Below are 23129 nucleotides of genomic sequence, written 5' to 3' on the forward strand. Positions count from 1 at the left end.
TCAACCCACCCCTACCCCTCCGAGGAGGGGAATTCCTAATACAGTTAAGATTTAGGCTAAAGCTTCCTTTGAACTACTAGCGGAAAATCCCCTCCTCGGAGGGGTAGGGGTGGGTAAATCGCGTTCCGAATGAATAATTAAAACAGGTTGTACAGTTGGGCCAGGGGCAGTTTTTCGGCGGGTTCGCAGGTGAGGTGCACGCCGTCCACAGTGACTTTGTAGGTCTCGGGGTCTACCTCAATGTTGGGCAGGTAGTCGTTCAGGGCCATGTCTTTCTTGGTGACGCTGCGGCAGCCTTTCACGGCCACTACCTGCTTCTGTAAGCCGTAATGCTGCTGCACATACTCCACCGAGGCCTGCGACACAAACACCATAGACGTCTGCCCGATGGCCTTGCCGAAGGAACCGAACATAGGTCTTGACAAGACCGGCTGCGGCGTGGGGATAGACGCGTTGGCATCGCCCATCTGCGACTGCACAATGATGCCGCCTTTGATGATCATCTCGGGCCGGGAGCCGAAGAACGCGGGTTTCCAGAGCACCAGATCGGCCAGTTTACCCAGTTCTACGGAGCCGATTTCCTCGGAGAAGCCGTGCGCTCGGGCCGGGTTTATGGTGTATTTGGCCACGTAGCGCTTCGCCCGGAAGTTATCGGCCTCTATGTCTTTGCCGTTGTCTTCGGGCAGCAAACCGCGCTGCTGTTTCATTTTATGGGCTGTCTGCCAGGTACGGGTAATCACTTCGCCCACCCTGCCCATCGCCTGCGAGTCTGACGAGATAATGGACAAGGCGCCCATGTCATGCAGGATATCCTCCGCGGCGATAGTCTCACCCCGGATGCGGCTCTCGGCAAAGGCCACGTCCTCGGGGATGTTTTTATCCAGGTGGTGGCAGACCATGAGCATGTCCAGGTGTTCGTCGATGGTGTTGACCGTGAACGGCCGCGTGGGGTTGGTGCTGGACGGAATCACGTTGGGCTCGCCGCAGATCTTGATGATGTCAGGGGCGTGCCCGCCGCCCGCGCCCTCGGTGTGGTAGGCGTGGATGGTGCGGCCCTTGAACGCCGCTGTGGAGGTCTCCACGAAACCGCTCTCGTTCAAAGTATCGGTGTGGATGCAGACCTGCACGTCGTACTGCTCGGCAATGGAAAGGCAGGTATCAATGGCCGCGGGCGTGGTGCCCCAGTCCTCGTGGAGTTTGAAGCCCAGCGCGCCGGCCTCCACCTGCTCTATCAGCCCCTCGGGTTTGGACGAGTTGCCCTTGCCCAGAACCCCGAAGTTCAGCGGATAGGCTTCCGTGGCTTGCATCATCATCTTAATATAGAACTCGCCGGGCGTACAGGTGGTAGCCGTCGTGCCCGCCGCCGGACCCGTGCCGCCGCCCACCATGGTGGTCACCCCCGAGGCCAGCGCCTCGTTGATCTGCTGCGGGCTGATGAAGTGGATGTGGCAGTCAATGCCGCCCGCCGTCAGAACCAGGCCTTCGCCCGCTACTACTTCGGTGGTCACGCCCACCACCATGCCTGAGGTGACGCCCGGCATGATGTGCGGATTGCCTCCTTTCCCGATGCCGGAGATGCGCCCGTTCTTCACCCCGATATCGGCTTTGTAGATACCGGTGTAGTCCAGGACTAGCGCATTGGTGATGATAAGGTCCAGTGCCTCAGCCTGCCCGATGCCGGCTGCCTGGCCCATTCCGTCGCGGAGCACCTTCCCGCCCCCGAACTTGCATTCCTCGCCGTAGACGGCGTAATCCTTTTCTACCTGGATCACCAGATCGGTGTCTCCAAGGCGAACGCGGTCGCCCACGGTGGGTCCGTACATCTCGGCATAGGCGCGGCGGTCAAGGGGAAGGCTCATATTTTGATTGTTGGTTGCTGGTTGTTGATTGTTTTTGGGCTTTTTTGAGGAAAACAGGCTCAAGCGGAAGTTCGGTTTTTCTGGTTTGCCAGCGTTCTTTTCTGCTATGGCGCGGAGGTTACTTCCGTGCCTTGCCTGTGTTCAAAAGTCACGGAAGTAACTTCCGCGCCATAGTAGGTAGATTCAAATGCAACTCATTTCAGGTTCGTTTTCAGAAAAACTGACCATAAACGAAGCTTAAGGAGTACTAAAAAAATTCTGCTGACTCGCCTTCTCCAGAGCTTCGGCTTTGTGGTCATCAGAAAGTTGCCCGTCTACCAGCTTATTACCGCAGTAGCTGATTCTTTCACCTGAGAGTTCCACCAAGGTCACCCGTTTCCGTTCGCCGGGCTCAAAGCGCACGGCCGTGCCAGCCGGAATGTTGAGGCGGAATCCGTAGGCTTTTGCGCGGTCAAACTGCAAAAGGGCATTGGTTTCGAAGAACGGATAATGGGAACCCACCTGCACCGGCCGGTCGCCCATGTTGGTGACTTCCACTTCTATTGTAGTGCGGTCCTGGTTGAGCGTGAGCTTGTCTTCTCCCAGCAGGTACTCGCCGGGATTGGGTTGAATGAGCGTGTCTAGCGGGGCGGTTTGCGCGGTTTTGGTGAGCCCGGAGCCGTACAGGGCCAGTTCAGGAGCGCCTTGTTCCCGGCAGATGGGATGGTGCACGGTGACCAGTTTGGTACCATCGGGAAAAGTGCCTTCCACCTGCACCTCGTGGATCAGCTCGGCCACGCCTTCCATGACATCGGCGAAGCCCAGGAGCTTTTTGCCTTTGTCCATGAGGGTGGCCACCCGCTCGCCGTCCCGGATGAACTCCAGCAACTGTGTGGCGATGAGGGCCACCGCCTCGGGGTAGTTGAGCTGCAGGCCGCGGGCGTAGCGTTTCTGGGCCACGAAACCGGCATTGTGCAGCACCAGTTTGTCTATGTCTTTGGGCAAAAGATGCATGAGAGGGAGTTCTGAGTCTTGAGTTCTGAGTCTAGAGTCTGGTTATTTTTTATCTGAGTGGCCGAGGCTTTTCTCGGGGTTCACCTGGTCACGGACGAGTTGCTTGAGTTCCTTGATCTCGGGGAAGCGTCCAGCAGTTTTCCGGTCAAAAATCACCTGATCGTTGACCCGGATGATATAGGAGCCGCTGGTCTCGCTGGGTTCCAGGAGCACGCCTTTCAGGTCCTCTGTGAAAGTGGTGAGCAGTTCCTGGGCCATGTAGGCGGCGCGCAGCATCCAGCCGCATTTGGGGCAATATTCTATGCTGACGGTAGGTTTCATTTAGGGGCTAGTTTTGGGAAAAGAGGAAGAAAACGACCATCAAGGTTACAGAATCAGGTTTTCGTACATCATCCAGCCGCCGTAGGTCACGCACAGCACCGAGGAAACCACCACCATGCCCATCCGTACGCTTCGGCCAATTTTCATGCGCTGGGTGAAAGGGATGTTTACCAGTCCGGCGGCTACAAACATGCCCAGAATGGAGCCCAACCCAAACATGACCAAGTACGCCACGCCCAGCCACGGATTCTCGATCTTGCCCATGATGGAAATCACTAAGGCCCCGCTGCCAGCCAAGCCGTGGATCAGGCCCACGGTGTAGGCATAGCTGTGCTGGTAGCGCGGGGTTCTGGTTCTTGAGAAGTTCTGTTTGTTAGTCAACCGGCTGATGCCCATGATCACGAGCATCAATCCAACCCCGGCCTCAAAATACCCGAAGCCAGCTTCATAATTAGTAGAGTGCAGGAAAATAACCTGGCTCAGAATGATGAGCGAGCCCAGCAGCACAATGGTGGTGGTATGGCCCAGGCCCCAGAACAAGCCGTCTTTCATGGCCAGGAGCCAACTGTCGCGCTTGGAGACAATGTTGCCCACGGCAATGAGGTGGTCTGCCTCAAACGCGTGGCCCATTCCCACCAGAGAAGCGAACATGAGAGGCAACAAAGTCTGCATGGATTTTTAAAGTATGTACTTCCTAAAATTTTATGGAAAACAATTTAAGAAACACAGCCAAAGAAACAAAGGCCAGCATTTTCGGCAAAGAAGAACAGTGATAATCAAATTTTCCTTAAAAGGACAATCCCACTCAAATTCCCGAGGTTCTTTCTTCTTTTTGAGAGAATGCATTTCTAACCGAAGCTTTTTTCATGCTCCAAAGGCAAGAAACTGGATGGAATCAGAGAAAGAAAGATTTTCCAGAAAAGAGAGAAAAAATGAGAAATGGCAGGAGAAGTCGAGCCAAACCGAAGAGATCAAGCAAAGAGTTTCCGGCCTGTTTTACCTAAAACAGGCCGGAAACAGAAATCAGCAGTACCTATAATCGGAGGGACTATAGATCAGCCTCTATATAATAGTGTAGGTTCTCTTTGGTGATAATGTCTAGGGGCAGGTATTTGATAGGGCTAACCTTCTTCTTGAACACCAGTTTATCGGCCAAGCCATAAATGCCCCAGTAGCCCTGCCCTTTGGGGTTTTGGTTGATCAGGAATTCAATCAAGCCTGCGTTCAGAAAGTGAAGATTCCTTTCCATGAGGTCATAGCCGATCAACTTGATGTGGGAAACGCCTCTTAGTTGCAGATAATGGGCTACGGTATGGGCTTTGGAATTGGTGACAAAGATGCCCCTGATTGTGGGATTATCCTGCAGCAACTGATCTAACTGCTTATGGAAATCAATTGAAGAGGAATTGTGCAGATCGGCCTGCAGCAGCGGGTACTGCGTTTCTGAGCCAGTTTGGGTAAAATAGTCAAAGAACCCCTGCTCCTTATTGATCAGGTGGGAGGAGTTGGATAGGTCAACGTCTATGTGGGCAACCAGAAAAGTGGCTCCCTGCGGATGCCCGTAGTGCAGCAATTTAGCTGCCAGAAATCCGCTTTGGTAAGAGTCCTGCCCAATATAAATGAGGGGCTCGTAATCGGGGATGTGCGTGTTGAAAAGCGCGAAAGGAATGCCCAGTTCTTTCCATTTCTTGAAGAAAGGGAGCGACTCGCGGTAAAAAATGGGCGCCACCAAGATGGCATCGGGGCTCATAGTAATGACTTCGTTCGCTTTTTCCCGGTAAGAGGCGGCTTCATAGGGATCAAAAATGAATTGTGTCACCCTTACCCCGTACTGAGCTAACTCAGCCTGGGCTTTCTCCACCCCGGTTTTAGGAGCCTGCCAATAAACATCCTGGCCAGGATCTGGTAAGAGCGCAGCTATCTCGTACACGCGGTTGTTCACCAAGGTGCGGGCCAGCAGGTTGGGTTGGTAGTTGAGTTCCTGGGCTATTTCCAAGACTTTCTGCCGCACGTCCTCGGCCACGCGCCCTCGCTCATGCAGAACTCGGTCTACGGTACCTGTTGAAACTCCTGCTTTTTCCGCAATATCTTTTATCCGTACGATGCCTTTCTTTACCATTGATAGAATTTCTGGTTCAATCTATTATAGATTACAAGCTTGCTGTAACATTCAAGAACCGCACTGGTACCAACAAAGATGTCTTAGGGCTAAACAAGCAGGGAGATTATACAACACTAGGTCTCCGGGCAAATATACTAATAACCGCTTACCTTCCTTTTTATGCTGTATCCTTGGCTCTTTCTGCTAAACCCGCAGGAATATGCGTCTTTGGTACAGCCAATAGCAGATATACCACTCTACCGCCAACGTAACAACAGAAGCCACTACCGCCAGCACTTGAACTGGCAGACTGAGCCAATTGGTAAACCCGTTGGTGAAAATGGCCACTGTTCCGTTTAACCATTGCAGGCCTACGGTTTCAAAGAACAGATAGATAAATATTGGGTTCATGCCTACTACGGTGAAAAACAGTACCCAAGGTCCGGCTTTTCTTACGTCAATGCACCAGTAGCACAAAGCCAATAGCAGGAATACCCAACCGCCTGAGGCAATGACAAAGGAAGCCGTGCAGGTACGCTTAATGATGGGGTCTACCCCCATTGAATCCAGCGCATGTCCTATCACCACTCCCACCACACCTGTCAGCACCAAAACCTTGATCTTAAATGATGCTGTTTTACTGGAGGCTAATATTTTACCTATCAGGCTTCCCCAGATGGTGTGGGCTGCCGATGGCAAGAAGTTCATGGCAATCCAATGATCACTGTTCAGTTTGCCCATCAGGACTAGATCCATCCAGGAACCGAAGTTCTTGCCTGGGGTGAAGGGCTGGTCAAACTCCGGAATGTGGGCAAAGCGGTACAACGCCTCACTTACTCCTATACATAGAAAAGAAACCAACAACTGCGTTCGTGCCGAGTAAGGAAGCAGCACATACGCTACCAACAGCGTAACCGATAGCTGACTGAGCACATTCCACAGTTCCCACACCAACCTACCGGCGTATACGCAATGAAGCGCCACCCCAAACAGCAGAAGCTTCAGACTTCGCTTCAGCACATGCCCAGTAATCACCGCCCGGGCATCGCCTTTCTGGAACCGATTCTGGACAGAAAAATATAGCGAGGTACCTGCAATAGTCATAAAGGCCGGTTGAACCAAATCCCAGAAATGAAGCCCTCGCCAAGGCACGTGGAAGAACTGCTGCACCAGGGCTCCTGCGACTCCCTCGCGGCCAGTTAGTTCCTGTAACCGCACATACAACAAGGTGCTTTCGGCCGCCAATAGCACCATGATCACTCCTCGCAAGAAATCAAGAGAAAGAAGGCGGTTGCTTGTCTTCATAGGGAATACTTGTATGCCTTTAGTGAATAATATTCTATTAGCCCAGATCTAACTCCATATTATTACAGATAGAGTGGGACAGCATTTTTAGCTTCCTTTTCTTAAATTAAGGCAAAAGCCAAGCCCTTATTATTTGGCCCGAATCCTCAAAACAGGAAAATTCTTCTACTTCCTTGTGCATTTAGACTCTCCCCATATTCTTTTCTAGCCATCAACTAAGGTGCTTTGAACCCAATATTATCTTAAATATGAGAATATAAAAACAGCAAACAAGTTTTTTACCTTTCCTTTATGTGTTCGAGCACATATATGAAAAATCTTTGCGTCTACGAACACATTTCATATTAAAGTTCTTGCTAATCTAATTTATAGTAGCTATGTTTAAGACACAGAGACAAAAAATCTCCATAAAAGAGAGGTAGCTGGTAACCTAAAGACACCCGTCTAATGGTTGCAGAGCAAGGGCCAGAGGGCGAATTGGAGAGAGTAGTACCGATCAATAGCGGAGTTAACCCTAGTAAAGGTAGAATAACTCCCTTGCGACAATCTTAAGAAAGTGACAGCTTCATTTGCTTGTGGCGTGCCAACCGTCTAAGATATTTCCTGCGCTTACAACAGAACCAGACTAATACCTAACAAACAAACCTTTATGGAACCTAATTTCAATACTTTGTCTCCTTTCAGGCACGTAGCCTTGCCTGCTCCTTCCTGACCAGAGCTTCTTCCTATATCACCTCATCACTTCTAATAGATCAGCTATTGCAGACTAAAGTCTGATACTTTTTGCTTTTCCTTTAGAACGGCTCCCGATATCTCCTTTCCTCAAGGGGTTTACCCTATTTCCATTCTTTTTGCCCACACCTCACCCATAAAATGCATCTACATGAAAAAATTGGTACACACATTTCTGAAGCTAACGCTACTGGTGCTTCTCCCGGTGCTGCAAGCGGCCGCCCAGGGCCGTACGGTGACGGGTACCGTAACAGCTAAAGAAGACGGTCAGGCCTTAACCGGTGTCAGCGTAGTGGTAAAAGGAACTACCACCGGTACCACTACCGACACAAACGGAGCTTTCAGCATACAGGTACCCCCTTCAGGGGCAACTCTGGTGTTCTCCTTTATTGGTTTACTTTCACAGGAAGTAGCGGTCAGCAGTGAACCCACCGTGAATGTGCAGATGGCTCAGGATAGAAAAGCCTTGGATGAGGTAGTGGTGGTGGGCTACGGCACCCAGAAGAAAAGGGACTTAACCGGAGCCATCAGTTCTGTGAAAGCAGAAGACCTGGTGGTGAATTCCGGTGCCGCGTCTATCGGGCACATGCTAAAGGGCAAAGCGGCCGGTTTAATGATTCGGGAGAACAGTGCTCAACCCGGTGGCGGACTTGACATTCTGATCCGGGGTGCCGGTTCTATCAACGCCAGCAACGCTCCTCTGATTGTAGTAGACGGCTTCCCCATCTCAGATTTACAGCAACCCGGGAGCGGCGGACGCTACCAGGCCGGCACCCAAAGCATATTGAACTCCTTCAACCCCAATGATATTGAGTCCATTGAGGTACTCAAAGACGCCAGCGCCACCTCTATCTATGGCGCACGGGCCGCCAACGGGGTTATTCTCATCACCACCAAAAGAGGAAAAACCGGCAAAGCAGAGGTGCAATACTCCAACACCTTTTCCATTCAGAAATACAACAATCCTTTTGATGTATTGCCTTTGAACGAGTGGATGCAGGTGCGCAACGAAGCCGCCTGGGAGCGCTGGAACTTTGACAACAACGTGATTCCTTATGGCAATAGAACACTGGAGGAAGCACAGGCCGATCCTATTAATGGGCCGTTTCGCCGATTATACACCCAAAATGCCATCAATAACGTGGGCCGGGGCACCGACTGGATTGGTTTGGTGACCCGTGATGGCTCCATTCAGCAGCACAACCTATCCTTGACGGGCGGCACAGAATCTACCAAGTTCCTGCTTTCGGGTAATTACTACAAGCACAACGGAGTCATCAAAAACTCCGGCATTGAAAGGTTTACTGTACGGGCCAATGTAGACCAGGACGTAAACAAATACATCAAGTTCGGCCTGAACCTTACGGCAAGCCGCATCAATAATGACAACAGCCAGTTAGGAGGTGATCAGTTTGAGAACTCAGGCATCATTCGGGCCGCCATGCAGATGGGGCCGCACATCAAACCCATTGATGAAAACGGCAACTACCCCGTAAACCCGCTCCTGGCTCTGCAGCCCAATCCATACTCCCTGCTCACCATTTCAGATGAAGGCCGCATTGAGCGCATGTTGCTCAACTCATTTATAGACATTATTCCCATCCCAGACCTCACCATCCGGTTGAAAGGAGGCATGGACCGCGGCATTACCAAGCGCTGGAATTACCTTCCCAAAACCACCATCCACGGGGCACTGGAATTTGGCCGGGCTTCCATTGCCGAGATTGATAAAAACGAATACCTGATGGAGGCAACTGCCTCCTATGTCAAGACGATTGCTACCCACCACCGCATTAATTTATTAGCCGGTGCCTCGCAGCAGAATTTCTACAATGACTTTACTAACGTTGGCAACACCAACTTTATCTCAGACGCTTTCCTGTGGAACAACCTGGGGGCGGGCAGCAGCACCAAAACCGTAGGCTCTTCCCGCTCAGAAAACGTAATGGCCTCCTACTTTGGTCGCTTGAACTACACCCTGAAAGACCGCTACCTGCTCACCCTGACCGTGCGGACCGATGGGGCCAGCGTGTTTGCCCGAAACAATAAGTGGGGTACTTTCCCGTCGGTAGCCGTGGGCTGGAACATAGCAGAGGAGCCGTTCTTCGGGGGCTTGGCTAACACCGTCTCGCAGTTTAAACTGAGAGCCAGTTATGGTCAGACCGGGAACGCCTCTATTGGCAGCAACGCCTTTGCGGCCTATTATGCTTACCCCGCCTGGCTTTCGGGTAATGATACCAGAGAGATCGGGGTATCCCTATCCCGCCTGGAAAACCCTGATCTTAAATGGGAAACCACCACTGAGGCCAACTTTGGTCTGGACTTCTCAATCTTTAACGGGCGCATAGACGGCTCCTTGGAGGTGTACAACCGGGTAATTTCAGACCTGCTGGCCTTCAAACCCATCAACTCCTACCACCCCATCAACACCATCATGGCCAACGTGGGCAAGACTCAGAGCAAAGGCTTTGAACTGACCGTAAGCACCCGCAACTTCCAGCGCAATGACTTTGAGTGGAGATCCATCTTCACGTTCTCAAGGTTCAAAGACACCTGGAAAGAAAGAGCCCCAGACTGGAAGCCTGCCGTGTACGAGAACGTCAATGATCCTATCAGAGCCATTTACGCGCGGGTAGCAGATGGTATCATGCAGGTGGGCGAAGAGGTGCCTTCTCAGCCAGAATTGAGACCCGGCATGATCAAGATCAAAGACATCAACGGCTACCAGCGTGACGCCAATGGCAACCCCATGGTAGACGAGAATGGCCGTTTCATGCGCACCGGTGCCCCAGACGGAATCATTGATGATGCCGATACCAGACTCATCGGGACCTCAGACCCTAGCCTGATTGTGGGCATGACCAACATCTTCACCTACAAAGGATTCAGCCTCAACTTTGATTTTAATGGCATGTTCGGGCGTAAAATGGCCGATCCTAATTACACCACCTACGGCATCAGTGCCGATGGTATTTACACCTACGGGTACAATGCCTTACGCACCGTGAAGAACCGCTGGACTCCGGAAAATCCATCCACTACCCAGCCCAGCTCCTTTTATGGCTGGTCTCCGTACAGCGTAGGCGATTTCTTCCTGCAGGATGCCTGGTTTGTCCGGTTGCAGAACGTTGCGCTGGCCTATACCCTGCCTACCAAGTGGACCGGCAAAGTGTTCTCCAGAGCCTCCATCCACGTGACCGCTCAAAACCTGTTCGTGATCACGCCTTATGAGGGCATTGATCCCGAGACCGATGCCTACACAGCGGCTTACCCCAATGTAAAAACGTTCACCACCGGCATTAACCTGACTTTCTAATGAACCAGCACCCATTAATTTATAAGACCATGCGCAAAGTATTTCTTTCTCTTGCACTACTCTTCCTGCTGGGCGGTTGCACAGATGATTTAGAGTCTGTTGAATATTCTGAGATAAACCCCAGCATTTTCCCGCAGTCTGAGGCAGACGTGGAAGCCATGGTGAATGCCTGCTACTATCCTCTGCGTGGCTCGTGGGGTGACGGTATCCATACCACCTCTGAGAACGGCATCATGTACATCAACGATGCCACCACTGAGATCCTGAACGGTTCCTACGGTCCTCAGTTGGCGGCTTCCCTCCACAACTACAAACCCACAGATGCGGGCATCACCCGTTTCTACGATGTTTTCTACAACAAAATCAGTTTGATGACGCTGACCATTGACTTGATCAACCGGTCAGAGGTGAGCGAGGCGGTGAAGAAGAGAGCCATTGCCGAAATCCGGTGCGCTCGCGGCTTACTCGCCTATGAGTTGTTTGACATGTATGGCCCCATTGTGATTGCTCCGTTGGAAGTACTGCAGAAACCAATGGAAGAAGTGCCGCTGGCCCGCCTGTCACATGAAGAAACGGTAGCCTTCATTGAGGCAGACCTGGTGGCCGCCGCTGAGGACCTGCCGCATCCTGCTCAGGCAGAATACGGCCGTTTTAGCAAAGGTTTGGCGAAAATGGTGCAAATACGGCTCAACCTGCACGAGAAGAAGTGGAACAAGGTAGTGGAACTGGCGAATGATATCATCGGCTATAACTACTACACCCTTACCCAGGACTACGAGAGCATGTGGGACCTGGAAGGTGCCAAAAACAGCCGCGAGGTGATCTGGGCAGTTCCGTGCGACTACGAAGGCACCAGTGAAAACCAGTGGCAGTTGATGGTGCTGCCGTCTAACTATCCGGTGAAAGGCGGTTGGGGCACCATCCAAAGCACCTGGTGGTTCTATGACACCTTTGAAGAAAATGACGAGCGGAAAACTATGCTGATTGCCGAATACACCGGCACCGATGGCAACACTTACAACCGGGCTAACCCGGGTACGGTCATGAACCTGGGCCCTATTCCGCTGAAAATGAACCCAGACGCTAACAGAACCACCGCCGTCTCTACCGTTGACATTATCATGTACCGCTACGCCGATGTGCTGCTGTCAAAGGCTGAAGCCCTGGCGAACGCCACCGGTGCCCCAACTGCCGAAGCCATGGAGTTGGTAAACGTCATCAGAAGAAGAGCTGATCTGCCGAACAAAGACCTGGCAGACTATAATTCCCTGGCGGCCTTCAATGACCTCATCCTGACGGAGAGAAGCCATGAGTTCTGGTGCGAGAACGGCCAATATCGGGCAGACCTTATCCGCCATGGCAAGTTCGTGGAGCGGGCCCGGGAGGTGAAAGGCTCTGTCTACACCAACGAGGACAAGGTCCTCTATCCGTTCTCCTTGAGAACCGTGAGCGAAGGCAAAGGGAAATTCATCCAAAACAAAGGGTACAATTAACAACCCTTCGGGGGAGAAACTAGCTTTACCGGGTTCTCCCCCGAAGCCTAGCCCAAAGCGCTGCTCCCAAGCCCTTGGCAGAAAGCCACTACTACCCTTACTAAAAGATCAATTAAGTGAATTTGACTGCAATGAGAGGAAGAAACATGCTTACGGTACTCGCCTTACATTTCCTGCTGGTTTGGTTTTCCGGTTGCTCTGGCAGCAAGGAAGAATCAGAACCAACGCCGGAAACCAAGCCCAATATAACCTATGCCGCGTCTAACGAGATCTTCCCCAACCCGGAAAGAGGTTTCATGCGCCTGTTCTCGGTTTATTCAGAAGGAACCCCGTTAAACGTTACTACACTCGGTTCTCTCAAGAGTAACAACATCACGCTTGTTCACCGGGTTTATTACCTGGAGAAGTTCAAAGACGCTCCGCTCAGTGCCGCTCAACTTGCCCTTATCCAGACCGACATGGACTTGATCAGGCAGGCTGGCCTTAAATGCGTGCTCCGGTTTGCCTATACCGACCAGATGAACGGCACCGATGCTCCACTGGCCATCATTGAGCAACACCTGGATCAGTTAAAACCGGCTTTTGAAGCCAACAAAGACGTGATTGCCTTTGTGCAGGCTGGCTTCATTGGGGCCTGGGGCGAGTGGCACGGGTCTACCAACGGCCTCAACACCACCGAAAACGAAAGAAAGGTGCTGTTCAAACTGCTGGATGTGCTGCCTACTGAGCTGATGGTGCAGGTAAGGACTCCTACCAAAAAGCAGCAGATTTTTGGCACCACTACTCCCGTAAGCCAGGCAATGGCCTACACAGCCGAGAAAATGGCCCGAGTAGGCCACCACAACGACTGCTTCATGTCTGGGGGCACCAACTACGGTACCTACACCAACATTCAGCCAGAGAAAAACTACATCAGCAACGAAGCCCTGTACGTGCCCACCGGTGGAGAAACCTGCCCTCCGCAGAACGGCTACAATCCTACCTGCCCCGAGGGCCGCACCGAAATGCAGCTTCTGAAGTGGACGTACCTGAACCTGGACTATTACCAGCCTACCCTCAACGCCTGGCGGAATTCGGGCTGTTTTGACGAATTCCAGCGAAATCTGGGGTACCGGTTAGCTTTGGTAGATGCCACGTTAGCCACTCAGGTGGGGCTCAACCAAGCTTATCAGGTAAAGATCAACCTCACCAACAAAGGGTACGCGCCGGTCTACAAGCAAAAGAATACCTTTCTGGTACTCAGAAATAAGGCCTCCGGCGCTCTCCACCAGGTACAACTCCCCGTTGATGTTCGCGCTTGCAAGCCGGGCACCAACCTTACCATTGACCAAAGCGTGAGCTTAACGGGCATTCCGGCAGGCAATTATGACGTGTTTCTCAAGATTACTGACCGGGCAGAAGCGCTGCAAAACAGACCGGAATACAACATCAGGCTGGCCAACCCGCAGGCATGGGAAGCAGAGACCGGCCTGAATAACCTCAAGCATCAATTAACCATCGGGAATCTCTAAGCTGGCTCCCGTTCCGGCAGACCTAATCGAACTTTTAAAGCATCAGCGACATGAAAAACAAACTTTTACTCTTCTTGGGCTTGGGCTTTTTGCTGCTGGCCACTTTCTCCTGCGAGGAAGACGACGAAAACTCAGGACCTAAAGCGGTGTTCAGCTATGTGGCCGATGGCTTTGTGGTAAATTTCACTGATTTCTCGCAAAACGCATCAGAATACCTCTGGGACTTCGGTGACGATAGCGAGCAGTCCCTCCAGTCCAACCCCACGCACATTTACTCCAAGAAAGGCGACTACCTGGTTACACTCACAGTGAAGAGCAATGGCCAGACCAGCACCTTCCAGGACTCTGTGTATGTGCTGGGGCCTAACATCAAAATTGACGGCGATTTCACCGATTGGGAACACGTGGCCTACACCCACACCAATAACGAGGGCACCGGCGGTACCCTGTTGGCCGTGAAAACCTTTGCCTCTGCCGGACACCTCAACTTCTACTTAGAAGGCACTCAAGACTTCTCGCTGGCAGTAATGGACCTGTACCTGGATGCCGACAACAACCCCGAAACCGGATTTAAAACCTGGATGTATCCAGCCGCTTCTGGCGCCGATTTCCTCTTTGAGGGCAACCCTACTGGGGGCAGTGTCTTTGCGCACGTGGGTCCCGGCAATGGCTGGTCCTGGAACGAGGTAGCCAACTTTGGTGAGCGCATGCAGTTCTCGGCCATCAAAACCGTTGGTGGGAAAAAAGTGGTGGAGTTCTCCATCAAGCGCGAAGGTTTGGGCAGCATGAGGAATGCCGCTAATTTCGCCATCCTGGAAATGAACTCCGGCTGGACTGAGGTGGGCAACATTCCTCACAGCCAGCAGGCCAGCTCTAAGTTTGCCTCCATAGATTTATAATCACCAGTTACCTCCTACCCTGATCAGGATTTGGGCTTATCTTCCTGAAAACAGGCCCAAATCCCGGCTGTGTGTCCGTCTGTTCCAGAACCGGCACCGGGTGCTTCGTTCGTTTTGTTCCAACCAACTCCCCTGCTTCATGGCCTTAAATTCTACTCCCCCGCCCCTCTGGAAAAGCATTGCTGCGCTGTGCCTCTTGCTTACGGTGCATTTAACCATCTCTCCTTCGGTTCTTGCCCAAAACCGGAAAATCACTTACGTGGAGAGTTCAGAGGATTTTGCCAACCCCGAGAGAGGCTTTTACCTGGCCTCCGGGGGCAAACCCGGCACGCTCTCTGCAGAGGAATTGGTGAAGCTGAGAACCCTTCCCGCTAATCAGAACATTAACAACAGCGCCAAGTACTCGGCCAAACTCTCGTTGGTGTACCGCGGCTACCTGCTCGCTGATTTCAAAAACAAGCCGCTCAGCCCTGAATTCCTGGAAAACCTGCAGAAGGATCTGGACGCTACCAGAACAGCGGGTATGAAAATGATTCTGCGGTTTGCGTACACCAATGACACCAAAGCCGGCGACTGCAAAGACGACTACAAAATTTGCCCACCATACGGCGATGCGCCCAAAGCTATTGTGCTGCAGCATATCTCTCAGCTGAAACCGGTTTTCCAAAAGAACGCCGATGTCATTGCCGTACTGCAACAAGGCTTTATTGGCATCTGGGGCGAGAATTACTTTACAGATTATTTCGGGGATGCCTCTACCAACGGCCTGGGCGTAGTGGCAGACAGCAGTTGGCAAGACCGCAACGACATGCTGAAAGCCTTGCTGGATGCTTTGCCTCAGGACCGCATGGTGCAGGTAAGAACGCCCCAGATCAAGCAGCGGTTTGTGTACGGCCCCAAAGCTCCGGTGACCTCGGCGGCTATCACGGAGCAGGAAGCATTTACCAACGCAGACCGTGCGCGGGTAGGCTTGCACAATGACTGCTTTTTGGCCAGCGAAGATGATTACGGCACTTTCTATGACTACGGCAACTCTTCCTCCAAAAGAGGCCCGGCCAAAGAAACGCTCCGTAAATACTTTGAAGCCGAAAGCAAGTACGTTGCCGTAGGCGGAGAAACCTGCGACAACGCCTATAGCCCCCAGAACGATTGCGCTCCCGCCGGACGCGCCGAGCAGGAAATGGCCGCTATGCACTACAGCTATCTCAATAGTTCTTACAACAACCAAGTGAATAATGACTGGGTAACCGGCGGCTGCATGGACAACATCAAACGTCGGTTAGGCTACAGGTTCACCTTGAAATCAGCCGCTTTGCCGGAAAAGGTTAGAAAAGGAAGTTCGTTGCCAATTGCTCTACAGCTGGAAAACGTAGGCTTCGCCGCTCCCTTCAACCCACGTTCTGTGCAGGTGGTATTACGGCATAAGAAATCGGGGCAAACGTATGCGCTGCCCTTGAGTACAGAAATCAGGAGATGGTTTCCGGGCCAGATCACCGTTTCGGAGGAAATCCCCTTGCCCTCTAACCTGCAGAAAGGCGAGTACGATGTGCTGCTTCATCTGCCAGATGGCTACGAGAGCCTCGCCAAGCGTCCTGAGTACAGCATCAGGTTCGCCAACAACGATGTCTGGGAAGAGAACACCGGCTATAACCGCTTGAATCATACCATCAAGGTGAATTAAGCGCATGTTTCGTTTTGGGGCTGTTTTGAAGAAATCAGGCCAAAAAAGCACAGCCTCTGTTATTGGGGGTGAATAGTCTCAGCGACTACCTGAAAATACGCTTCAACCAAGATTCTCCCCTTGAGGGGAGAATCTGTGGTAAGCAGACGCACTTAACGGTGTTTAACAGCATCCTTCAATTTCAGAGTTCATGTTCAACAAAAAGCCCGATGCCGTTTCGGGACAGTTTTTCAGAAAACTGCCCCGAAACGGCATCGGGCTTTATCGGCCTTAAATGTTTGCTACGCCTTCACGTTAGTAGTACCGCCGCCTTGCAAGGTTAGCTCTACCGGTTTGTTATGCTGCCAAGCCCCCACAGTGAAATCAGGCACGTCAATGGAGTTGGAGCGGTTGGCTACTGACCACTCACTCAACGGAGCTACGGCGCTCCACAGGGCGGCATCGTATACGTCCTGATCCAGGGGCAGGCCGTTGCGCAGGCAATCTACCAGGCGCCATTCCATCAAGAAATCCATGCCGCCGTGCCCGCCAATTTTCCTAGCCATTTCGCCTAGCTTCTTGGTAAGAGGCGGGGTGTATTGTTCTTCAATTTTGGCGAATTCCTCTTTGGACAGCCAATCGTGCCCGGTGGCGATGCGAGCCGGATCTGGCCACTTCTGGGCCATGGCTTTGGAACCGCTGACCAGGTGAATACGGGAGTAAGGCCGCGGCGAAGACACATCGTGCTGAATCATGATGGTGCGGCCCTTTTTAGTGCGGATGGTGGTGGTATTCATATTCCCCCGAAAATTCATCTGCGCGAAATCCTGGTAGAAGTTGTCTTTAGAGGCCAGTTCCTTCGCCCTGGCACCCATGTTGAAATCATTGGAGGAGACAGATACCAGGTAATCCATCTGGTCGCCCCGGTTAATATCCATCACCTGGCAGATAGGCCCCAACCCGTGCGTAGGATACAAGCTTCCGTTGCGCCCGTTCTCTTTCAGGCGCCACATGTTGTAGTAGGCCTCTTCGGTATCGCTGGTCTTGGCAAAATTCAAGTCTATGAGGTTATGGATGTAGGCCCCCTCGCCGTGCACAATCTCCCCGAAAAATCCTTGCCGGGCCATGTTTAGGGTGAGCATCTCAAAAAAATCATAGCAGCAGTTCTCCAGCATCATGCAATGCTTTTTGGTGCGCTCAGAGGTTTCCACCAGCTGCCAGCATTCCTCCAGGGTTTTCGCGGCGGGCACTTCCACGGCCACGTGCTTGCCGTGCTCCATGGCATACACCGCCATGGGCGTGTGCAGGTGCCAGGGCGTGGCAATGTACACCAGGTCAATATCATTGCGGTTGCACAGCTCCTTCCAGGCGTCTTCCTTACCTGAATAGGTGGTTGGTTTATGGTTGGAGCCCTCTATCTTCTTTAAGGTAGCTGCAACCCTGTCTGGTCTTATGTCACAGAGAGCATTGATCTCCACCCCATCAATATGGTTCATCCGGACTACTGAGGCTGGCCCACGCATGCCCAGCCCAATATAACCTACCCGCACTTTGTCCATGCGGGGGGCGGCATACCCGCTCATGTTAAAGTGCTGTCGGTGCGATTTTTTAGCCTGCGCCTGAATCTGGTCAAGGGAAGTTGCGGCTGCGGAGGAGGCACAGCCACTCACAAAACCTGTACTGGCTAGTCCTACGCCCGCCAGACCGGCTAACTTTAAAAAGTCTCTCCTGTTAGTACTCATAGATGTGTTTCTTTATGGGGTGAAAGAGCAAAACGTGGTTCAGAAGTAAGATAAGCGGTAGAATTGCGTGAGAAGAAGCCAAGAGGAAATTCACCGGAGTGCCCCACCGCTTGGGGCCAATTCTCCCCAAAGTAGCCCCTAAACGCAACAAACTGCCACCTGGCGCAGAATCGCTATAGGAACTGCAGTTCGCCGAAGTACTCTGGCAAGTGGAAATCTGGGGCAGCAGCCCAGATGCGGTTCCAGGTTAGGTAATGCGGGGTGGGCAGATCATCGCCGCATTTATAAAAGTTCACCCTGCACTGCTGCTCATGCAAAGACCCAAACTGGTGGAAGCAGAACACCTCTTCCGGAATTACCAGCGTCAGTTCCCATTTCACCGGGGTGTCTGAAGTAGCGGCATCGCCCACTGTCATTTGAGCATACCGCTTTATCTCTCTGATCACTGCCTCTGACAAGAACCGGCGGTTTTCTTTTTCTGGGCCGTAAGCCATTAAGCAGGAACCAAGGCTATTGAACTCCAAATTGTAGTAGGCTTTTTCCTGGTTGAAGGCAATGAAAAGCTCCACGCAACTGTCTTTGTACACCGGGTCATTGGTGCGGCGGAACACGGCCCTGATGGCCTCCTCCTCCACATAGAACTTTACAAACAGACAGTCCTTGCTGTGGGCAACCGAGAAGAACACCTGTGGTTTGTAGTTGTAAGAGGGCCATGACACGGCGTCAATGGCATTCTTTTCCAGCTTATCTAACAGCTCAGACACTTCGGCTAAGGGCGTGTCTTTCTGGAGCAAAGGCAAATACGGCACTTCCAGCTGTTTCATGGCTCGTTCAGGCTTTTGAGGTGATTTCTGACAGCCGGGTTTCCTGCACCACCTTTTCAATGATTTCCTGGAACTGCGGAAGCTTCGCCTCCAACTGCCGAACCAACTGAAACTGCGCTCTGCAGCGTTGCAGGTTGTGCTCAGGGAAGTGGATTTTATAGTAATGGTCGCCCTCCAGGTAATCGGTCAGGAACCGCAACCCCATGATAAAAGGCAGCAGCAGCACGCCGTGCGTGAGCGAGGCGATTTCCTGGTCCGTCAATGAACTGCTGGTTTCCTCCAAGAACCCTTTGGCAAATCCCTCAAACAGCGAAACGTCTACCTGAATCTTCTCCAACTGCGGCTCATCTTCTGGAGCGGTGTTGACCGTGGTCCTGATCGCGTCCCCGAAATCATAGGCCACGTAGCCAGGCATGACCGTATCCAGGTCTATCACACACTGGGCTTTGCCGGTTTGGTCTAATAAGACGTTGTTGAATTTAGTATCATTGTGGGTGATGCGCAACGGCAGCTCGCCGCGTTCCCCCATGTGGTAGATGGTGCTCATGGCTTCGGCTTTCTCTTCCACAAACCCAATCTCAGGGCCGGTTTCGTGTACCCTGCTCACCGCATCTTTGGCCACGGCCTCCTTAAAGAGCCGGAGCCGATTTACCACGTTGTGAAAGTTAGGGATGGTATCGTGCAGCAGTTCCACAGGTAAGTCAGCCAACAGCGCCTGGAAACGGCCAAATGCCTTGCCACCTTCATAGGCTTGCTGCGAAGTACTTACCAGGTCAAAACTGTTGGTACCTTCCAGAAAGTAGTACATACGCCAGTAATTCCCCTTGTCATCTTGGTAAAACCATTTCTGGTCCAGGGTAGGAATGAGGGTAAGCACTTCTGCCGAAGGTTGGGTTTCTGAGGTGTTTTCCAGTTTTTGGCGCAAATGCGTGGTCACTACATGAATGTTCTCCATCAGGGCCGGCACGTTCTTGAAAACGTGGTGGTTCACCCGCTGCAACAGGTAATCCGGGCAGTCGGGCTGGGCATTTGCCACATGGTAGGTGTCATGGATATGCCCCGAGCCGTGCGGCACAACGGAGGCGGCAGCCCCTTGCAGGTTGAACCGGGAAACGATGAACGATAACGTAGCGTCTTGTCCTGCTGTTTGTACCATCTTATATGCTGTTAACGGGGGTGTTCCAAAGATTTTCTGGGTAGGTCCCGGCCTCAATGAGCTTTCTAAGGGCTTCCACCACCAAGGGCTTGTCAGCGGGATAGGTCACCCCAAACCATTTCTCCGGGGTAGGCAGTACTTTCACCTGCGTGGCACCTTCTTTTACCAACTTATCCAACACTAGGGGCAGAAAGAATTCCGCCTTGGGCAGGTGGGCCTTTTCCCACAGGAACCCTTCCAGGTATTTCCCAAAGTAAGGCAGCAAGGAAGGCGCAAAGCCCATGAGGTTCATAGATACCATCTGGTCTGGGGCCAAGGAAATGGGTTGCTGATCAGGGCCAATGGCGACAATGCCGTCCTGGGTTTTCTCTATATGAGTCTGTTCCGTGATGCTCACCAGGTTCCCGCCGGTATCCACTTCACAGATGCCTCTTGACACCGCGCCGTGCTCAGACAGCGTGTTGGCCAACAGATAGCCTACCAAACCGCATTCTTGCCCGCTTTTAAGAAAATCTGCCATGATCTGGAAAGACTGGTAACCATAGAAATCATCGCCGTTGATGACCGCAAAAGGCTCTGTGAGCTTACCTGCAGCCACCCAAACGGCGTGCGCGGTTCCCCAGGGCTTCACCCGGTCCTGAGGCACCGAAAAACCTTCCGGTAGTATATCCAGCTCCTGCAACACAAAATCCACCTCTATCCTCCCGCTGAACTTATCCTGCATGGCGGCTTTAAACTCGGCTTCAATTGACTTCCGGATGATGAAAACAACCTTCCCGAAACCTGCCTTAATGGCATCATAGATGGAATAGTCAATGATGGTTTCTCCGTTAGGCCCAAAGGCCTCTATCTGTTTCAGGCTGCCGTACCGGGTAGCCATACCGGCCGCCAGGACCAGCAGCGTTGGTTTTATATCCATTGCAAACCGAAGTCTATTTTTGTATTGATTTGTAGATTGTAACCTGATTCCTAAGACTCAAGGTGAATTGCCACCTCTGCCTTAGAAAGTGTAGCGTTTAAAGGCTTCTATGGCTTCGTACTCAGTCAAGCCAAGTTTATCGTAGATTCTGGCAGTGGCCCGGTTCCTTTCCTCAGCTCGTTGCCAGAACTCCCGTTTGTCATTGCCGGGGAAAACCGGGCTGTCTTTCTGCGATTGATGCTTGAAAATAGCCTTGCGTTTCCGCAATAGTTCTTCCGGGCTGATGGGCACCGCCATTTCAATGTCTTCAATGTCCCACTCCTGCCAGGCCCCGCGGTAAAGCCAGACGTAGCAGTCCTGCATCCAAGACTCCTGCTTCAGGCGGTCTATTGCTTCCAGAATAGCATTCAGGCATACCCGGTGCGTTCCGTGGGGATCTCTTAGGTCGCCGGCAGCAAAGATTTGTTGTGGCTTAATCCTGGTCAGCAGCTCTACCACCACCTGCACATCTGCTTCGCTTAACGGCTTCTTTTTCACTTGACCAGTTTCATAGAACGGCATGTTCATAAAATGCACGTTCTCCTTCTTTACTCCGCAGAAGCGGCAAGCAGCCATAGCTTCACCCTGCCTGATTAAACCTTTAATGCTCTGCACTACCTCTGTATCCTCAGCTCCTAGCTTTTTCTGCTGCAGAAACGTTTCTACGGCGGTGTGAATCTTCCGGAACTCATCCCTGGCGAATCCCAACTTTTGGGAAAGGCCCAAAGCGAAGTCTGCGAAACGTTGGGCATCATCATCAAAAACAGCAATGTTGCCCGAGGTCTGGTAAGCTACATGCACGTCATGACCCTGGTCTACTAACCGCAGCAAAGTACCGCCCATGGAAATGACATCATCATCTGGGTGAGGACTGAAAACCAGGGAAGTTTTAGGAAAAGGATTGGCGCGTTCCGGCCGATGTTGATCTTCAGCGCCAGGTTTGCCACCCGGCCATCCGGTAATGGTGTTCTGAATAGAGGTATGTACCTGTATATTCAGCCGGTAGGCAGAACCTTCCTGTACCAGCAAATCTGTTAAGCCCCAGGTACGGTAGTCTTCATCTGTGAGCTTCAAGAGGGGCTTATTTGCCTGCAAACTAAGCCAGATGACTGCCCGGCGTATCAAGTTTTGGTCCCACTCACATAAGCCTACGAGCCAAGGAGTCTTAATGCGAGCAAGCTCAGTGGCGGCCCATTGGTCTAAGACCACGCTCACGTGCGAATGTTGTTGCAAAAAGGAAGCGGGCACTTTCTCAGTGATCTTTCCTTCTACCATGTGCCGTACAATCCGGGCCTTGCCTTCACCCCACGCCAGCAAAAAAATCTGTCGGGCTTTCATGATAGTGCCTATACCCATGGTAAGGGCTCGCAACGGAACAAATTCTTCTTTGATGAAGTCTTTAGCGGCATCTGCAATGGTAAGCGATTCCAACTTTACCAGACGTGTATGGGAGGCTAATCCAGAGCCTGGCTCATTGAACCCAATATGCCCGGTGCGGCCAATCCCTAATAATTGCACATCAATACCACCGGCTTCCTCAATCTGGCGCTCATAGGCAGCACAGTACTCCGCTACTTTTTCAATGGCAAGTGCCCCATCTGGGATATGGATGTTTTCTGGCAAAATATCCACGTGCCTGAAAAAATGCTCCTGCATGAAATACACATAACTCTGCAGGGCATCTGGTTGCATAGGATAATACTCGTCCAGATTAAAAGTAATGACGTTCCTAAAACTCAGGTTCTCTTCTAGATGAAGGCGCACTAACTCCTTATACACTCCAATAGGAGAAGACCCGGTAGCTAAGCCCAACACGGCCATCTCGCCATTTTCCTGTTTGTTTAGGATAATGTCGGCAATAACCCGGGCCACATGTTTGCACCCTTCTTCAGGGCTGTCAAAAATGGTAACCGGAAGCTTCTCAAAGGTGGTATTAGAAAAGGTTAATGTTTCCATAAGCAACGAGGATTAGAAAAGCGTAACCAGAAGAGAGGAAATCATCATTTTTGATTTCTTATCTAAACATAGAAACATTAAATAAGAATAACAAAGAAAATCATCATAAATGTGTTCGAACACACTTAAAAAAGTTTTATTTGTGCACGAACACATCAACACACTCTCCTATCATCACCATTTTGCATCTCTGTCAGCATTTAGGATATATCTAACCTACAATTCAACGCAGCACCTTAGTGTTAATGGAAGTAAATAGTATTATCAAAGAAAAATTCTACAACTACTTTCTCTTTAGAAGAC

The 23129-nt window shown here is 51.7% G+C and carries 17 protein-coding genes; 6 read left to right on the forward strand and 11 right to left on the reverse strand.

Annotated elements, in window-relative coordinates; translation table 11 throughout:
- Positions 1-137 precede the first annotated feature (137 nt).
- From ureC to JT719_RS09815, 4 genes are all read right to left on the reverse strand, one after another.
- A complete protein-coding gene (gene ureC, locus JT719_RS09800; RefSeq protein WP_207432819.1) occupies positions 138-1859 on the reverse strand; it encodes an urease subunit alpha in 1722 nt (573 codons plus the stop codon).
- 237 nt (positions 1860-2096) lie between these two features.
- Complete coding sequence (gene ureA, locus JT719_RS09805; protein WP_207432821.1) at positions 2097-2852, reverse strand: urease subunit gamma; 756 nt, start codon at positions 2850-2852, stop codon at positions 2097-2099.
- Positions 2853-2894: 42 nt separating this feature from the next.
- Positions 2895-3173 (reverse strand): Rdx family protein, encoded by a 279-nt coding sequence (locus JT719_RS09810; RefSeq protein WP_207432822.1) that lies wholly within the window; start codon positions 3171-3173, stop codon positions 2895-2897.
- Positions 3174-3218: 45 nt separating this feature from the next.
- Complete coding sequence (locus tag JT719_RS09815; RefSeq protein WP_207432824.1) at positions 3219-3845, reverse strand: urease accessory protein; 627 nt, start codon at positions 3843-3845, stop codon at positions 3219-3221.
- Between the two features lie 13 nt (positions 3846-3858).
- Here JT719_RS09815 and JT719_RS09820 point away from each other — a divergent pair, with 13 nt between their 5' ends.
- Entirely contained in the window at positions 3859-4212 is a 354-nt protein-coding gene (locus JT719_RS09820) for a hypothetical protein (protein ID WP_207432825.1), read from the forward strand.
- 9 nt (positions 4213-4221) lie between these two features.
- On the opposite strand, the gene JT719_RS09825 is transcribed toward JT719_RS09820, so the two are convergent.
- Both JT719_RS09825 and JT719_RS09830 read right to left on the reverse strand, forming a co-directional pair.
- Positions 4222-5292 carry a LacI family DNA-binding transcriptional regulator gene (locus tag JT719_RS09825; RefSeq protein WP_207432826.1) on the reverse strand — a complete coding sequence of 357 codons (1071 nt, stop codon included), beginning with the start codon at positions 5290-5292 and terminating at the stop codon, positions 4222-4224.
- 186 nt (positions 5293-5478) lie between these two features.
- Positions 5479-6579: an acyltransferase family protein gene (locus JT719_RS09830; RefSeq protein ID WP_242693121.1), complete on the reverse strand. Its 1101-nt coding sequence runs from the start codon at positions 6577-6579 to the stop codon at positions 5479-5481.
- An 883-nt stretch (positions 6580-7462) separates the two neighbouring features.
- On the opposite strand from JT719_RS09830, the gene JT719_RS09835 reads away from it, so the two are divergent.
- From JT719_RS09835 to JT719_RS09855, 5 genes are all read left to right on the forward strand, one after another.
- Positions 7463-10627: a SusC/RagA family TonB-linked outer membrane protein gene (locus JT719_RS09835; RefSeq protein WP_207432827.1), complete on the forward strand. Its 3165-nt coding sequence runs from the start codon at positions 7463-7465 to the stop codon at positions 10625-10627.
- A 29-nt stretch (positions 10628-10656) separates the two neighbouring features.
- Positions 10657-12120: a RagB/SusD family nutrient uptake outer membrane protein gene (locus tag JT719_RS09840; protein ID WP_207432828.1), complete on the forward strand. Its 1464-nt coding sequence runs from the start codon at positions 10657-10659 to the stop codon at positions 12118-12120.
- A gap of 146 nt (positions 12121-12266) precedes the next feature.
- Entirely contained in the window at positions 12267-13631 is a 1365-nt protein-coding gene (locus JT719_RS09845) for a DUF4832 domain-containing protein (RefSeq protein WP_207432829.1), read from the forward strand.
- Positions 13632-13681: 50 nt separating this feature from the next.
- A complete protein-coding gene (locus tag JT719_RS09850; RefSeq protein WP_207432830.1) occupies positions 13682-14530 on the forward strand; it encodes a PKD domain-containing protein in 849 nt (282 codons plus the stop codon).
- 139 nt (positions 14531-14669) lie between these two features.
- Complete coding sequence (locus JT719_RS09855) at positions 14670-16211, forward strand: DUF4832 domain-containing protein (RefSeq protein WP_207432831.1); 1542 nt, start codon at positions 14670-14672, stop codon at positions 16209-16211.
- A 281-nt stretch (positions 16212-16492) separates the two neighbouring features.
- Here the strand turns inward: JT719_RS09855 and JT719_RS09860 are convergent, their stop codons facing one another.
- The 5 genes from JT719_RS09860 to nagB form a co-directional block, all read right to left on the reverse strand.
- Positions 16493-17932, reverse strand: a complete 1440-nt coding sequence (locus tag JT719_RS09860) for a Gfo/Idh/MocA family oxidoreductase (RefSeq protein WP_207432832.1) — start codon at positions 17930-17932, stop codon at positions 16493-16495.
- Between the two features lie 173 nt (positions 17933-18105).
- Positions 18106-18756, reverse strand: coding sequence for a carbohydrate-binding family 9-like protein (locus JT719_RS09865; protein WP_207432833.1), 651 nt, complete (start codon positions 18754-18756; stop codon positions 18106-18108).
- A gap of 7 nt (positions 18757-18763) precedes the next feature.
- Complete coding sequence (locus tag JT719_RS09870; RefSeq protein ID WP_207432835.1) at positions 18764-19912, reverse strand: phosphotransferase enzyme family protein; 1149 nt, start codon at positions 19910-19912, stop codon at positions 18764-18766.
- A gap of 1 nt (position 19913) precedes the next feature.
- A complete protein-coding gene (locus JT719_RS09875; RefSeq protein ID WP_207432836.1) occupies positions 19914-20831 on the reverse strand; it encodes a nucleotidyltransferase family protein in 918 nt (305 codons plus the stop codon).
- Between the two features lie 81 nt (positions 20832-20912).
- A complete protein-coding gene (nagB, locus tag JT719_RS09880) occupies positions 20913-22826 on the reverse strand; it encodes a glucosamine-6-phosphate deaminase (RefSeq protein WP_207432838.1) in 1914 nt (637 codons plus the stop codon).
- Between the last annotated feature and the right edge of the window lie 303 nt (positions 22827-23129).

The sequence above is a fragment of the Sabulibacter ruber genome, assembly GCF_017355955.1.
Classification (GTDB): domain Bacteria; phylum Bacteroidota; class Bacteroidia; order Cytophagales; family Hymenobacteraceae; genus Nibribacter; species Nibribacter ruber_A.